The 15628-nt window shown below is 45.0% G+C and carries 10 protein-coding genes; 5 read left to right on the forward strand and 5 right to left on the reverse strand.

Features of this window, described 5'->3' with window-relative positions:
- Nucleotides 1-84 precede the first annotated feature (84 nt).
- The gene (locus R7E42_RS04735) at nt 85-831 is read left to right on the forward strand and encodes a flagellar brake protein (RefSeq protein WP_042521645.1); all 747 of its coding nucleotides are present in this window, start codon (nt 85-87) and stop codon (nt 829-831) included.
- Nucleotides 832-954: 123 nt separating this feature from the next.
- On the opposite strand, the gene R7E42_RS04740 is transcribed toward R7E42_RS04735, so the two are convergent.
- The 3 genes from R7E42_RS04740 to R7E42_RS04750 all read right to left on the reverse strand — a co-directional run bounded on the left by R7E42_RS04740 (nt 955) and on the right by R7E42_RS04750 (nt 6615).
- Nucleotides 955-1935 carry a porin gene (locus R7E42_RS04740; RefSeq protein ID WP_025768571.1) on the reverse strand — a complete coding sequence of 327 codons (981 nt, stop codon included), beginning with the start codon at nt 1933-1935 and terminating at the stop codon, nt 955-957.
- Nucleotides 1936-2332: 397 nt separating this feature from the next.
- A complete protein-coding gene (locus R7E42_RS04745) occupies nt 2333-3961 on the reverse strand; it encodes a methyl-accepting chemotaxis protein (RefSeq protein ID WP_318072388.1) in 1629 nt (542 codons plus the stop codon).
- Between the two features lie 293 nt (nt 3962-4254).
- On the reverse strand, nt 4255-6615 hold the full coding sequence (locus tag R7E42_RS04750) for an ATP-binding protein (protein ID WP_318072389.1): 2361 nt from the start codon (nt 6613-6615) through the stop codon (nt 4255-4257).
- A 187-nt stretch (nt 6616-6802) separates the two neighbouring features.
- On the opposite strand from R7E42_RS04750, the gene R7E42_RS04755 reads away from it, so the two are divergent.
- A complete protein-coding gene (locus R7E42_RS04755) occupies nt 6803-7300 on the forward strand; it encodes a hypothetical protein (protein ID WP_017635485.1) in 498 nt (165 codons plus the stop codon).
- 85 nt (nt 7301-7385) lie between these two features.
- Nucleotides 7386-9017, forward strand: coding sequence for an ABC transporter ATP-binding protein (locus tag R7E42_RS04760; RefSeq protein WP_318072390.1), 1632 nt, complete (start codon nt 7386-7388; stop codon nt 9015-9017).
- Nucleotides 9018-9259: 242 nt separating this feature from the next.
- On the opposite strand, the gene R7E42_RS04765 is transcribed toward R7E42_RS04760, so the two are convergent.
- Together R7E42_RS04765 and R7E42_RS04770 are read right to left on the reverse strand one after the other, a co-directional pair.
- The gene (locus tag R7E42_RS04765; RefSeq protein ID WP_025768573.1) at nt 9260-11293 is read right to left on the reverse strand and encodes a prolyl oligopeptidase family serine peptidase; all 2034 of its coding nucleotides are present in this window, start codon (nt 11291-11293) and stop codon (nt 9260-9262) included.
- A gap of 120 nt (nt 11294-11413) precedes the next feature.
- Nucleotides 11414-12313: a LysR family transcriptional regulator gene (locus R7E42_RS04770; protein ID WP_005375112.1), complete on the reverse strand. Its 900-nt coding sequence runs from the start codon at nt 12311-12313 to the stop codon at nt 11414-11416.
- Nucleotides 12314-12475: 162 nt separating this feature from the next.
- Here R7E42_RS04770 and R7E42_RS04775 point away from each other — a divergent pair, with 162 nt between their 5' ends.
- Nucleotides 12476-14167 carry an L-lactate permease gene (locus R7E42_RS04775; RefSeq protein WP_005375111.1) on the forward strand — a complete coding sequence of 564 codons (1692 nt, stop codon included), beginning with the start codon at nt 12476-12478 and terminating at the stop codon, nt 14165-14167.
- 315 nt (nt 14168-14482) lie between these two features.
- Nucleotides 14483-15622, forward strand: a complete 1140-nt coding sequence (gene lldD / locus R7E42_RS04780) for an FMN-dependent L-lactate dehydrogenase LldD (RefSeq protein WP_318072391.1) — start codon at nt 14483-14485, stop codon at nt 15620-15622.
- Nucleotides 15623-15628: the final 6 nt, after the last annotated feature.

Below are 15628 nucleotides of genomic sequence, written 5' to 3' on the forward strand. Positions count from 1 at the left end.
ATATCACTGAATAAAATCGATACCATGCGGGAGTGCTGCTTCGCCTCACGCGATTACCTTCTCACATCAGGTACGACAATTATAATGAGAAATATGAGCCCAATTGCCAGAGACGGCAAGCTACCTCTGCAAAGCAAGAAGGCACCAGAACGTCAGGCAAGTACATTAAATAGCACCGATGCAATGGCAATGGTCGAACATGGCAGTGAAGTGAGCTTAAACGTCACCACCCCCGTTGGTACAAAGTTTATTACAACCAGCACATTTGTTGGCTGTCACTCAAATAATACTGCATTGATAGAGGTTCCGAACATCTCCGATGAAGACTTGAAGTTCTATTTTCAAGAAGGCTTTTGGATCAATGTAAAAGCCTACTCTCATCGAGGTGAAGGGGCCGTTATCCCATTTCGGGCCCAATTACAGCATCGACTAGGCGATCCGTACCCAATTTTGGTGCTAGACCTACCCAACACTATGCAGGTCTTTCAGCTTCGCAAAGAAGTGCGTTACGAAGTAAATTTGAGAGCGCGTGTTTGTTTAGAAGCCTATCGAACTGAATGCGAAATAAGAGATTTATCTCGTAGTGGCTGTCGTTTTGTAACATCACCGATGAGCCGACCACTTCAGGTTGGTGACCACGTTTCATTGGATCTAACGATGCCCGGAGAAAGTCGTATGCTAGCGCCGTTGCGAGGTCGTATTTGTAATTTACAAAAATCAACGCACTATGCTCGCTACGGAATGGAGTTTGATGAGGTTGGTAAAAACAACGCTAAAAACCTCCTCAGTCACCTCAAATTTGATGGGACTAAGCTCACACTAAAAAGATAGATTTAATAACCCCTATCGCTTATCAAGAAGCTTTGAAGTGCTAGAAAACAAGAAACCCCTTACTTTTCAGTAAGGGGTTTTATTTACTAAGAATAAGGCAGTATCTTAGATAAGAGTCATGACTTAGAAGTCGTAACGTAGACCTAGCGCTAGCTCATCTTTTTCAGCCGCGCCTTCGTTATCCATTAGATCGAAGTTGTATGATGCGTAGCCACGGAAGTTAGGCTTGAAGTAGTAAGTTACATCAACAGCTAGGTTTTCTACAGTATCTGCGTCTTCTAGTTCACCTTTGTTGAACGTAGAAGTGAATACAGTTTGACCCATAGTGTAAGCAGCGGCTAGTTCGTAGCCTTTGTAATCAAAAGTCTTACCTGCAACATCCATATCCGCGCCAGTGTAGTTACCAGCGAAGTAGAAGTCACCTACAGAGTATGCAGCTACCAGCATGAACTCATCGCTGTCGTTTTGATCTGCGTAACCAGCACCTAGTTCAAAACCAGTGTTAGCAAACGCGTAAACACCAGATAGAGAGAAGCCATCTTCCTCGTTGTCTGTAAAGCCTTGTGCATCTGTTGTGCGATCAGCAAAACGGTAGCTAGCGCGTACAGCTAGTTGCTCGAATTGGCCTTTGTAAGACAGCATGTTATCTGTACGGTCAGAAACAGGCAGTTTAAGTGCTGCTGTGTTACCGTGGTAAGCCATAATGTCAGTAAAGTCAGTAAGAACCACTAGTGCGCCGTCGTTTTTACCGTAAGTTACTTCACCGTATTTGCCACCCAGACCCGCATAAGCGTAACGAGTTTCAAGACTATCTGTCTCACCAACTTTGTTACCTTTAGAATCAAATACATCATAAGTTTTAGTTACAAACTCACCTTCCCAAAAACCAACGCCGTATAGGTTTTCATTGATTTCCTGTTTGCCTAGGAAGTTAAGACGGATGCGAGTACGGTCTTCTGCCTTACCATCCATCATAGAAAGACGCGCTTCAGCGCGGCCGCCCATCTCAAGAGAAGTGCCATCTTGGTTGTATAGTTCTGAAGCGACAACTTGAGATCCTGATGCCATTAGCGCCACTGCTACAGCTAAAGTTTTTAATTTCATTGTTATTTTCCATATCATTGTTTTATATGTATTTTCTCACCAGAAAAACAGGACTTTTCTGTACCAACGAGAAAACTGGCGGCATAGTAGCAGCTGTTATTTTTCACGCAACGTGTTGAATAAACAGCGCTTATAGAAGAAAACACCACTTAAAATGACGATATGAATACCTCTCAACCATCAAGTTATCGGTTGAGTTAAAAAAAATGTTCGCGTCAAAAAAAAATTGACGAAAAAAATGTAAAAACAATATCACAAAACGTGATGTTGCCCGCAAAAAAATCTTGTTAACTAACTGTTTTAGATAGACTTATTGATAATAAATCCGATTATTACAAACAAAAAAATCCCTGAGCATTCACTCAGGGATTTAGAGATTTGATAAGTAGATGGTAAATTAAAGCTTAAAGAAACTTAATTGCTCTTTCTGCTTCTCTGCAAGTAATGAAAGCTCAGTACTCGCACTTGCACTCTGGCTGATGCCCGCTACATTTTGGTTTACAAGCTCCGACATGTTAACCACGTTGCGATTGATATCTTGAGTAACTTGAGACTGCTCTTCGGCTGCGGTTGCGACTTGCGTGTTTGAATCGTTGATGTTGGCGACCGACTCGGTAATTCCAACCAACGCTTCATTCGCTTGTTGCGTCAGCTCGTTGTTGCGGCTAAGCATATCAAGGCTGACTTGCATACTGTCATTCGCCAGCCCAGACTGCGCTTGAAGCTCTTCAATGATCGTTTGGATCTCTTGTGTCGAGTCTTGAGTACGCGCTGCTAGCATGCGTACTTCATCAGCTACTACCGCAAAACCACGACCAGACTCACCAGCTCGCGCCGCTTCAATCGCAGCATTCAATGCTAGCAAGTTGGTCTGCTCAGATACGCCGCGAATCACTTCAATAACATCGTTGATCTGTACAGATTGCTCTTTTAGACGCAAAACAACTTGCGCTGCATCGTTCAATGCTTGAGACATTTGTGCACTTGCTTCCGCACTTTCTTGGAAGATAGCCAAACCTGATTGAGCAAGTCCATCAGCTTCACGAGCGGTTGCGTCAGCAGAGGTCGCGTTATCACTCACATTATTCGCAGTGCTTGCAAGCTCGTTAACCGCAGATGCAACTTGCTCGATCTCCGCCAACTCTTGTTGAGCGTTCGCTTCCGCTTGCGTCATTACCGCAGCCAATTCGGTCGATGCAGATGCAACTTCCTCACTAATACGGGTTAACTGGTCCACAGTGTTGTATAACTGCTCTGCGGTTTGGTTTACATCTTTGCTCAGCTTAGAGATCTCATTGTCCCCATCGACATCTGCACGTACTGATAGATTACCCATTGCTAACTGACGCATCACTTCTTGCAGCTTTTGGATTGGTGTAACAATCATGCCAGATAGGAACCAAGCGCCTATCAATGAGAAAGCAAATACCGCTAAAACAGTCAACATAGCGTTATTTTGCACACGTTCATTTTGCTGATGACTTCTGATAGTAGATTGTTCAGCTTGCTCGTTTACATGCTTTGATAGCGTGTTAATTTGTTGGACCATTTCTCGACCAACATTGCGATACTCTTTGACAAATGCACGGTACTCGCTATCCGATTTCAAACCTTGATCGTATTGGTTGAAGAAAGCAACTGAGCGCTCTGAATATCGCACATAGGATTCAATTGCTTGGCGAACTTTAACGGCATCGTCACGGAATAGGTTTCGGGTTTCAATTGCGCTTAAATCGGCATCAACTTGCTTTAAGCCTTCTTTCAATTCGGTTAGAAAATTCTCACGACGAGAAGCATCGTAAATAGCGTAAACCGCGCTTATGCGCAGAGGGTAAATTTGGTCGTCAATACTCGCCAATGTGTCTTTGTGAAAAACCAAAGATTCTTGGTTGGAAGCAATAACATCTTGCTCTGCTTGAAGATTGTTTTTAGTAATCCAAAGAGCAATAAACAAAACAATCGCGGTAAATAATACCGGAACCAAAATTTGCGTTCGTACTGACAAATTTTTCAGTGATAACTGCATGACAGGGCCTCAGTTGTATGCGTGATGTCTATATCCAAACAAATTCGAGCAGTGCCTATAACAACGTTACTTTTCGGCAGTTTGAATATCTATGCTTCCTTGCGACGGGATAAATCCCAGACGAATAAACAAGTGGCGAATATTAGAGGTCGATCACACTTTTGTCTAGTACAAAAACTCTCCATTTTCAATCTGTTATTGACAATATCCCGACAGTGGCGTCGGGATATTGTCGTTATGATAAATTATGATCACTTATGATGAGATACATTCACATTTAGGACGGTTTCAGCCTATTTTCTCAACGAATTGAGCTTGGCTTGAGCAAGGCCAAAAATGGTATCGATTGGATAAGAGCCTTCATCGGTTGGCTCACCAGCAACTTTCCCCGTAAACAATTCGATAGCTTCAGTAACATGGGCAATCGCCCAAATATTAAACTCGCCTTTTTCGACTGCTTTCACGATGTCGGAACGAAGCATTAGATTGTGAACATTAGAGCGCGGAATAATGACCCCCTGCCCGTCATGACGACCTTTAATTACACACACATCATAAAATCCTTCGATCTTTTCGTTTACGCCACCAATAGGCTGAGCTTGGCCAAATTGATTCATCGACCCTGTTATCGCAATGTCTTGTCGGTTTGGTTGCTTTGAAAAAGCAGACACAACCGCACATAACTCAGCCATGCTGGCACTATCACCATCAACACCACCATAAGATTGCTCAAAGGTAATGGTTGTAGTTAATGGCACTCGTGCCGTTTTACCAAATACGGAAGATAAGTAGGCAGACAAAATCATCACGCCCTTAGAGTGAATACTGCCTCCCAAATCCACGCTTCGCTCGATATCGATAACATCCCCATCACCGTAACACGTCGTCGCTGTGATGCGATTCGGTGCACCAAACATGTAGTCACTAGTGCTCAATACCGAAAGTGCGTTCACTTGGCCTACGGCTTCTCCTTCGGTGCGAATCAGCGTTGTGCCGTTAATAAAGGTTTCCATTACGTTATCGCGTAATCGGCTTACTCGCATTTCTTGGTTATTGAGCGCCTCTTCAACATGCCCAATACGGATCATGTTGGAGTTGGCTTGACGAGCCACGTAGTTCGACTCTCGAAGCAAGTTGGCGATATTAGCCGAATGTAGAGATAGCTTGGATTGGTCGCCAGACAAACGTGAGCTGTATTCGATGATTCGAGCAATGGCTTTGCGATCGCAATGCAGCATATTGTTGTCATGCACCACGCTAGAGATAAAGCGCGCGTAATGCAGCTCAGACTCCGGCGTACGTTTCATTTCGTCTTCGAAATCTGCCGTCACACGGAACAACTCGCTGAACTCTGGATCGTAATGTTGGAGTAATTGGTAAGTTCGGTAATCACCAAACAAGATGATTTTGATATCAAGCGGAATCGGTTCAGGATCGAGTGATACCGCCCCCGTCAATGTGACTTCTTTTTCTAGAGACGTAAAACTCAATTGACGAGCACGCAATGCGCGCTTCAAACCATCCCAAACGTAAGGCTGTTCAAGTACTTTCTGAGCATCCATTAATAGAACGCCGCCATTCGCCTTATGCAAGCTCCCTGCGCGAATCAGCGAGAAGTCGGTAAACACCGTTCCCTTGAAAGTGGCAGTCTCAATCGACCCGAAGAGTGAATGATAGTTGGGATTTTCTTCAACAACGATAGGAAATTCGCTGCTTTTACGGCTTACCAAGACGTTCACTTTATAACGACGTGGCAATTTTTTATCCAAGGATGCCGTCGCAATTTCGCCTTGCTCGCCACTTTGGTCAAGGAAGATATCTGCGTTTTCAACAATATCTTTTTGCAGCTCAGTTAAGTAGGTTTTGATTTCGGAATATTGCGCGTAATCCACTTTGAGTTTTTTGATGAAGTGAGTAATCACATCAAGCGTCACTTCATCATTGAGCTTTTTGATTTTATCGCTGTATGTCTCTTCCCACTCCGTAAGCTCACGAACCATCGAGCGCAATCGCACTTCGAGTTCATCAATAGCATCGCTGAATTGCTCTTGTTCTTTTTTGCTTAGTACATCAAAAGACTCTTCCGTATGAAGCTCATCACCGTTCATGGCGACAAACTGATAATCCCCCTGTGTAGTCAGTGTTAGGCTGATGCCTTTTTCTTTTGCCTCTCGGCTAATACGATCCAGCTCGTTTTGTTGCTTAGCTGCCAATTGATTTTTTAATCGCTCAGCGCGGCTAAAGTACATTTCATTGTCGAATGCTAGGGGTAAAGCATTCAATAATTTGCCCATTAAAGCTTCAATATCAACACGTAGCTTATTTCCGATACCACAAGGCAGCTTTAATACCTTTGGTGTACGGGTATCCTCAAAGTTCGCAACGTAACACCAATCAAACAGGGCTGCTGCATCGTGCTGGTGACGATTCAGATAGCGCAAGATCATGGTGCGTTTACCTAGTCCATTCTGACCAATGGCGTAGATGTTATACCCTTTCTCTTTGATGGACATCGCAAACTCGACCGCTTTTTGCGCGCGCTCTTGGCCCACGATTTCATCAATTGGAGGTAACTCCTTGGTCGACTTACATGGCATATTCTCTAGATCTGCTACAGAATATAGCTGCTTAGCTTCCAATCTTAGTATTGCCATATCCACTTCCTTTTTTCTTATTTTCGTTATTTGAGTGTAGAGATTATTTGCTTAATTTTAAGTGATTTACCTTCCACCCTAGATTGATTGGACATTTTATGAACACATAAGTGATATTAACACGCACTTGCAATTGATAATCAATTTCATTTAATATCTAAACAAATCAAATGTTGTGGAGATGGATATGAATATTGAGCAATGCTGGATGCGCTACTTAAAAGCGGAGCAACTGATGGAACAAGGCCATTGGCCAGAAGCTCATCGTTTATATGACGACGTGCTCAACAATCTACCCAACCACATTCATTTAGCGCTAGAAAATGCACAAACTAAACCTTGCCAATTTGTATGTCTCATTACGGGACTTAGAGATGCTAGCGTGACGCAATCAGAGATTCTCAACAAACTCGGCTTACAGCATGATGCGTTCTCAATACTCAATCAAACTTACGCGCTATTTCAATTTTTGCAGCTAGAGAGCCATGAACTGATTGAGCGCGTAGGTCACCTACTTGGTCAACAGAGCGAAGACTTATTAGCTCACATGGCGGCATTTTGCTCTGCCCAACGTAATGCTCAATGGATGATAGAACTCGAGCACGTAACGCGCGCGCATGAGCAGTTCTTACATTTGCAAGCAATGAGTTCGGCAAAAGCTTCGCCTTCTCACCTGTATAATTAATCTAAAGCTCAAGCATTGAGGCCAGCTAGGTTTGTACTGTCCATTGCTTGAGTATCATTTGCTTTATCAACCACAAGGATCTGTGATGTCTTCTAAAACCATTCTTTCGGTGAACAACCTATCAGTCAGCTTTACGACAAACGATGGGATCGTCGATGCAGTAAAGAATGTTAGCTTCGATTTAAAAGCAGGCGAGACGCTGTCCATCGTTGGCGAATCTGGCTCTGGCAAGTCAGTATCAACCAATGCACTGATGAAACTACTGCCAGACAACGCTATTTTGCATGAAAACTCATCCATCATGTTCGAGGGTAGCTCCATCTTGGATAAAACAGAGCGTGAAATGCAAAGTATTCGCGGTGATCGCATTGGCATGATTTTTCAAGAGCCGATGACCTCACTAAACCCGTACATGCGGGTGGGTATCCAAGTCGCTGAGGCCATCATGTGTCACCGCCCGGTCGACAGACGAACAGCAAAAGCAAAGGTGTTAGAGCTGTTTGAATTGGTTCATATGCCAAACCCAGAAAAAGCGTACAACAAGTACCCACACGAATTTTCTGGTGGTCAATTGCAACGCATCATGATTGCGATGGCACTGATTAACGAGCCCGATATTTTGATCGCCGACGAACCTACAACAGCGTTGGATGTCACGGTTCAAGCAGAAGTGTTGCACCTGATTAAAGAAATTCAGGCTCAGATGGGCATGGCAATCCTATTTATTACTCATGACTTAGGCGTCGTAAAACACTTTGCAGACCGTGTCATTGTGATGTGTAAAGGAGAAGTCGTCGAAGAAGGCGAAACGCAAATACTCTTCGAGGACCCAAAGCACGAATACACACGTATGCTAATCAACTCGATTCCTAAAGGCAGTAAGGAGCCTATTAGCGAAAGTGCTACACAGCTTTTAAAGGCCGACGATATACGAGTCAAATTCTTGGTAAAGTCGCATTTTATTGCGAGCAAGAATGAGTACTTCGAAGCGGTAAAAGGCATTTCTCTTGAGCTTAAACAAGGAGAGACCCTCGGGATCGTTGGGGAGTCCGGTTCAGGTAAGTCTTCACTCGGCCGAGCTTTGATAGGTCTACTGCCCTCAACTGGCAAAATAGAATATAAAGGCCAAGATATGGCCTTGCTGACAAACAAAGAACGTTTTGAGCTGAAAAAAGACGTTCAGATGGTATTCCAAGACCCTTATGGTTCGCTTTCTCCTCGTATGACTATCGGCGAGATCATCACAGAAGGATTAACTGTCCACCAACCAATGTTGAGTAAAAAAGAACGTATGCAGAAAGCGCGCAACGTGCTCCGTGAGGTCCGCTTAGATCCCGCGTCCATCAACCGTTATCCGCACGAGTTTTCAGGAGGCCAGCGTCAGCGTATTGCTATCGCGCGAGCACTGATCCTTGAACCTTCGTTTATTCTGCTTGATGAGCCAACCTCTGCATTAGACCGCTCGGTGCAACTGACAGTGATTGACCTTCTGAAAGATTTGCAGAAAAAACACAATATTGGCTACTTGTTTATTAGCCACGATCTATCAGTAGTTAAAGCACTCTCTGATCGTGTTCTAGTCATGCAAAAGGGCGAGGTCATGGAACAAGGTACGGCCGAAAAGATTTTCCAAAACCCTAAAAATGACTACACGAAAAAACTGATAGATGCCTCATTTGATCTTGAAAACAGTGAAAATCAGCACAATGCGGCTTAGGTTCATCACAGTTTCATATTCATAAACTAGGATTAAGAAAAGGTGATAAATTCATCTTGTCTTAAGAATGGCGTAGCTGCCTTTCGGTTTGGCCGCCGAGACTGGTTGGTTCAAGAGTCAGACTTAGTCAACCTGGCTCAAATACTGGCAAACAGTATGAATTGAGTTCCCCCAACCATGAAAAATGCCGCGACACTGTCGCGGCATTTTTTTATTCTCAGAAGCTTCGAACAACTAGGGCATTAAATCGACTCAATACCCATATTATGTAACGTAAATGCATACACGTCTGTGGTGAGGTCAATTTGCTTACTCAGCGGCATTCCTGCACCATGACCTGCATTGACATCAATGCGTATTAATACTGGATTAGCGCCTTGCTGCTTGTCTTGCAGCTCCGCAATAAACTTGTACGAATGTGCTGGCACAACTCGGTCGTCGTGATCAGCAGTTGTCACCAATGTCGCAGGATATTGCACGTTTTCTTTTACATTGTGAACAGGAGAGTAGCCAAGCAAGTATTGGAACATCGCTTCGCTTTGCGAAGACGTGCCATAGTCATACTTCCAGCCTTCTCCAGACGTAAACGTGTGGTAACGCAGCATATCAAGCACGCCAACCGCAGGCAGCGCGACTTTGAATAGTTCAGGGCGTTGCGTCATACACGCTCCAACTAACAAACCACCATTAGAACCACCGCGAATCGCTAGGCGATCCGAGCTAGTGTAGTCGTTTTCAATCAGGTATTCCGCCGCCGCAATAAAGTCATCAAACACGTTTTGCTTTTGCTGCTGAGTGCCTGCGTTGTGCCAGGCTTTACCGTATTCACCGCCGCCTCGCATGTTGGCGACAGCGTATATACCACCCAACTCTAGCCAGTTGGCTACATTGCCAGAAAACATTGGAGTGAGGCTGATGTTAAAACCGCCGTAACCATACAACATGGTTGGTGCTCTACCATCAAGTGCAATGCCCTTCTTGTATGAAATGATCATCGGAACTTGCGTGCCGTCTTTTGAGGTGTAAAACACCTGTTTTGATTCATACTCATTACGATCGAACGGTGCCTTTGATTCTTGAAACAGTGTCGATTCACCAGACTCAACATCAAATGAGAAGATCGTCGGAGGCGTCACGTAGTTAGTGAATGTGTAATAAAGTGTGGTTTCTTCTTTTTTACCCGCCAGACCATAAGCCGTGCCTTCTCCCGGCAATTGTACATCTCGAATCCACTCACCTTGGTAGTTAAACTGCTGCACTTTAGAAAGCACATCTACCATATAAGTCGCAAACAGATAACCGCCACCTTTGCTGATTTCTAACGGCTGTTCTTGTTCAGCAATCACGTCAGCCCATTGTTCTGTCTGAGTGTTGTAGCTGACAACTTTGCCATTCGGCGCGTCTAGGTTGGTGTAAAGCAGCAAGGTTGCGTCTTGGCTATCAATTAAGTAGGTGTCGCCTTGCGTTGTATCGCGCAGCGTCACAATTGCTTGGGAGTCAGACTGTAAATCGATATAAAACAGACGATTACCCGATGTAGATTCTGCGCCAGAGATAATGAGGAAGCGATCATCTGTCGTCGTCGTACCAGACACATAACGATGAACTTGCGTATCCAACTCACCGAAAATCACTTTATCTTCAGATTGAGGTGTACCAAGTTCATGATAATAAAGCTTGTGATGCTCAGTTCGAGCTGACAACTCGCTGCCTTGCGGCTTATCGTAGCTTGAGTAATAGAAGCCTTTGCTGCCCAGCCAAGAAATCGACGTAAACTTCGCATCAACAATCTCAGGCTCTAACTGTTCTTTGGTTTCCGTATCAATGACAAAGATCTTACGCCAATCACTGCCCCCTTCCGAGATGGAATACGCAACCAAACGGCAGTCTTTAGAGAAGCTGACTTCGCCAAGAGAGGTCGTGCCCTCTTCGGAGAAAGTATTTGGATCAAGGAAAACCTCGGCTTCTCCCTCGCCTTTACGTCGATACAATACGCTTTGGTTTTGCAAACCGTCGTTTTTGTAGAAGTAGGTGTAGTCACCACGTACAAATGGCTGGGAATATTTTTCGTAGTTTTGACTGTTCGCCACTAAGTCACGGATTTGTTGGCGGTACGGTATCTGACCAAGGAAATCGAAGGTGACCGAATTTTGACCCGAAACCCATTGTGCGGTTTCTTCACTTCGATCATCTTCTAACCAGCGATAAGGGTCGGCAATGTCGTGACCAAAATAAGTGTCCACGACAGAATCTTTACGTGTTTTTGGGTAATGCATAACGTCCGTGTTACTCCGTTGTTTTTATTAAGTTGTTTATCTTCAATCGTTTTATTGCGGTGATTACCTTAGAGCACCCAATTTTGATTTCAACGACATTGTTTTAAATCTATGAAGAACCTAGAAATAATGAGATATCGTCAAGTATCGGTCACGAATGTGCTCAATAAGCAGCTTCACTTTGTTCGGTGGTTGACGAGTAAACGGATACACCGCGTAGATACCCAACTTTTTACCTACTAATTCAGGAAAAATATCCACCAGTTGGCCATTGCGAATATCGTGATACACCAAGCAGCGCGGGACGTAAGCAATACCATGGCCGCCCAGAGCGGCTTTACGTAATGCGGTCGCGTTATCAGTAGAAAAGCAGCCCGATACTTTGACGATGTAATTGCCATCTTCTCCTTTAAACTCCCAATCCGTTGCACCTGTGGTTTGGTAAGCGTATTGCAGACAATTGTGCGTGGTGAGATCAATCGGCTCGATCGGTTTCCCATTTTTCGCAATATAAGAAGGTGACGCGCATACCACCCATTGGGAATCGAGAATATGTCGTGCGATCAAACTGGAGTCGGCTAGGTAGCCAGTTCGAATGACTAAGTCGTAACCATCAGCCACTAAATCGACAAAGCGATTATCCAATGACATGTCCACGGTCAGACCCGGATGAAGGTTACAAAATTCGGCAACAGCATCAGCAAGTATCAAATCTCCAGAGATACACGGCACGGACATTTTTATATGACCGCTCACATTCTCTCCAAAGCCTGCAACAGCATCCATAGCCTCCTGAGTGGCCTGCTTCACATTTTTAGCACTGTGGAGTAACACCTTACCTGCCTCGGTCAAGGTTAATTTGCGCGTTGTTCGATATAATAGCTGAGCCCCTATTTCTTCCTCCAACCTCGCCATTCTTTTGCTAACTACCGAATTTGTAAGGTTATTTGCCTCTGCAACCTTACTAAAGCTGCCAAGTTCGATTACTTGAGAAAATAGGATTAAGTCGTCTGCTCTCATACCATTATGTCACTTTTGGAATTAATTATTTTCATTATTTCCCTATATCAACAAAAAATAAAGGAGTAAATTCACGCCAAATTAACAAAACCATTACAACAAAAAGTCACCTCTACAGCGGATTGACACCGTTCGAGAAGTCAGCGTACGAAGGATGTACAAATGAGTGAAACCCTACTTGCCCTAGTGGCATTTTCGCCAATTGTTGTTGCCGCCATCTTATTGGTTGGTCTCAACTGGCCTGCTAAAAAAGCCATGCCTGTTGCGTTCGGTCTAACCGTCGCTATCGCACTTATGTTTTGGGATATGTCAGCCAATCGCGTACTGGCTTCTGTATTCCAAGGGCTAGGCATTACTGTCTCTGTTCTATGGATCGTGTTTGGTGCCATCTTCTTGCTCAACACTTTAAAACACACTGGAGCGATCACCACAATCCGTAATGGATTTACCGATATTTCGGCTGACCGCCGTGTACAAGCCATCATCATTGCTTGGTGCTTTGGCTCGTTCATTGAGGGCGCATCTGGGTTCGGTACCCCGGCAGCAATCGCTGCACCACTACTGGTTGCAATCGGCTTCCCTGCGCTAGCCGCTGTCCTTATGGGCATGATGATTCAGTCTACGCCTGTTTCATTCGGCGCGGTAGGCACGCCTATCATCGTAGGTGTAAACAAAGGTTTAGACACGCATAACATCAGTGAGTCGTTGGCCGCACAAGGTGCAACGTGGGAAATGTACCTGCAAGATATCACAGCTCACGTTGCTGTCATTCACGCAGTCGTAGGTACGATGATCCCGGTATTAATGGCGATGATGTTAACACGTTTCTTCGGCAAGAACAGAAGCTGGAGTGAAGGCCTGGATATTCTACCATTTGCGTTATTCGCTGGTGTCTCTTTCACCGTTCCATACGCGTTAACCGGCGTATTCTTGGGCGCAGAGTTCCCTTCACTTATCGGTGGTTTGGTTGGTCTGTCTATCGTTGTTACCGCAGCGAAAAAAGGCTTCTTAGTACCAAAGACTAAGTGGGATTTCGAAAGCGAAGACAAATGGCCTGCAGAGTGGTTAGGTTCGCTAAAAGTCGATCTAAACGACAATCCGGGCAAGCCAATGAGCATCGTAAAAGCTTGGGTTCCATATGTAATGCTGGCAGTTATTCTCGTCGCAAGCCGCGTTAGCCCTGAGCTGAAAGGCTTTGTACAAAGCGTAAGTTTGTCGTTCAGCAACATTCTTGGTGAGACTGGCGTTAGCGCTGCGATTCAGCCGTTATACCTTCCTGGTGGCATTCTGGTGTTTGTCGCACTACTTGCTGCAATGTTACAAAGCGGCAGCGTAAAGCCATTGCGTGAAGCATTTGGCGAGTCAAGCAAAACACTGATTGGGGCGGGTTTTGTCTTGGTATTTACCATTCCGATGGTTCGTATCTTTATCAACTCAGGCATCAACGGTGCTGACCTAGCAAGTATGCCCGTCACAACCGCAAACTTCGCCTCTGACCTTGTTGGTTCTGCGTTCCCAGCGCTGAGTGCCACCGTTGGTGCACTGGGTGCGTTCATCGCTGGCTCAAACACGGTATCAAATATGATGTTCAGCCAGTTCCAATTCGAAGTGGCACAAACGTTGTCTATTTCGAGTGTGATTGTTGTATCACTCCAGGCCGTCGGTGCTGCTGCAGGTAACATGATTGCGATTCACAACGTTGTTGCCGCATCAGCCACGGTAGGTTTGCTTGGTCGAGAAGGCGCAACATTGCGTAAGACGATTATCCCTACGTTCTACTACATTGTAATGACAGGCATTATTGGATTGGTGCTAATTTATGGCTTCCAAATGACAGATGTCTTAATGAAGTAACGCGAAATGCAGGGTTTACAACCCTGCCTAATTTGACACAGCTGTCTGCACTACTACCCCGACATGTTGATTTAGCTTGCTACATCAATTCCCCCGACAGCTGTGTCACCCTTTCCAGTTTGCATAACTGATTGAGTGATTTAACAAAATTTTTCAACCAATTATGTAAATGGGTTACCAACATCACCGATTCAAACGTAAGTGAACCATAGGTAACTATACTCATTTTGATGTCTTCACTGCTTTGCGATGAAGGCTCAACGAAAGAGCAAATTGCTCCACAACTTTGCTTAGAATAACCGCTAGGACACCATTATGATTATCTCAGCTTCTACTGACTACCGCGCTGCCGCGAAATCCAAGCTTCCCCCGTTTCTATTCCATTATATTGATGGCGGCTCTTACGACGAACGCACGCTGAAGCGTAATACTGACGATTTAGGTGATGTCGCTCTTCGCCAACGCGTCCTACGCGATATGACAGATTTGAGCCTCGACACCGAGATCTTCGGTGAGAAACTGGCAATGCCAATCGCGCTAGCTCCTGTTGGTCTAACTGGTATGTACGCGCGCCGAGGCGAGGTGCAAGCAGCAAAAGCAGCCGAGAAAAAAGGCATCCCATTTACTATGTCGACTGTTTCGGTTTGTCCGATTGAAGAAGTCGCACCTGCAATTGAACGTCCAATGTGGTTCCAGCTTTACGTGCTTAAAGATCGTGGCTTTATGAAAAACGTACTTGAGCGTGCAAAAGCAGCAGGCGTAACAACGCTGGTGTTTACCGTTGATATGCCAGTTCCTGGCGCACGTTACCGTGACATGCACTCAGGTATGAGTGGCCCTAACGCGGCCATGCGTCGTGTATTCCAGGCGATGCGCCACCCAAGCTGGGCGCTGGATGTGGGTCTACTTGGTAAACCGCACGACTTAGGTAACATCTCAACTTATCGTGGCGAACCAACAAAGCTAGAAGATTACATCGGCTGGTTAGGCGCAAACTTCGACCCTTCTATCTCCTGGAAAGATCTTGAGTGGATTCGTGATTTTTGGGATGGCCCAATGGTTATCAAAGGCATTCTAGATGAAGAAGACGCGAAAGATGCGGTACGTTTCGGCGCAGATGGCATTGTGGTATCTAACCATGGTGGCCGTCAGTTAGATGGCGTACTTTCAAGCGCTAAAGCACTACCAAGCATTGCGGATGCGGTAAAAGGTGATCTTAAGATCTTCGTAGACTCTGGTATTCGTACTGGTCTTGATGTCGTTCGTATGCTCGCACTTGGTGCAGACTGTACGCTTCTTGGCCGTTCATTTGTGTACGCATTGGCAGCACAAGGCGGAGCAGGCGTTGAAAACCTACTGGATCTGTACGATAAAGAAATGCGTGTAGCAATGACGCTGACTGGCGCTAAGTCTATCGCGGATCTTTCACGCGATTCGCTAGTGAAAATCCCATAATCTTTG

It is taken from the genome of Vibrio sp. Vb1337 (assembly GCF_033338715.1).
Classification (GTDB): Bacteria; Pseudomonadota; Gammaproteobacteria; order Enterobacterales; family Vibrionaceae; genus Vibrio; species Vibrio alginolyticus.

Bases quoted from the DNA above. Each gene is read 5' to 3' on its own strand.
- R7E42_RS04765 (WP_025768573.1), bottom strand. From the start codon at position 11,293: ATGCATTACCCAAAAACACGTAAAGATTCTGTCGTGGACACTTATTTT.
- R7E42_RS04735 (WP_042521645.1), top strand. From the start codon at position 85: ATGAGAAATATGAGCCCAATTGCCAGAGACGGCAAGCTACCTCTGCAA.
- R7E42_RS04770 (WP_005375112.1), bottom strand. From the start codon at position 12,313: ATGAGAGCAGACGACTTAATCCTATTTTCTCAAGTAATCGAACTTGGC.
- R7E42_RS04740 (WP_025768571.1), bottom strand. From the start codon at position 1,935: ATGAAATTAAAAACTTTAGCTGTAGCAGTGGCGCTAATGGCATCAGGA.
- R7E42_RS04775 (WP_005375111.1), top strand. From the start codon at position 12,476: ATGAGTGAAACCCTACTTGCCCTAGTGGCATTTTCGCCAATTGTTGTT.
- R7E42_RS04750 (WP_318072389.1), bottom strand. From the start codon at position 6,615: ATGGCAATACTAAGATTGGAAGCTAAGCAGCTATATTCTGTAGCAGAT.
- R7E42_RS04760 (WP_318072390.1), top strand. From the start codon at position 7,386: ATGTCTTCTAAAACCATTCTTTCGGTGAACAACCTATCAGTCAGCTTT.
- lldD (WP_318072391.1), top strand. From the start codon at position 14,483: ATGATTATCTCAGCTTCTACTGACTACCGCGCTGCCGCGAAATCCAAG.
- R7E42_RS04745 (WP_318072388.1), bottom strand. From the start codon at position 3,961: ATGCAGTTATCACTGAAAAATTTGTCAGTACGAACGCAAATTTTGGTT.
- R7E42_RS04755 (WP_017635485.1), top strand. From the start codon at position 6,803: ATGAATATTGAGCAATGCTGGATGCGCTACTTAAAAGCGGAGCAACTG.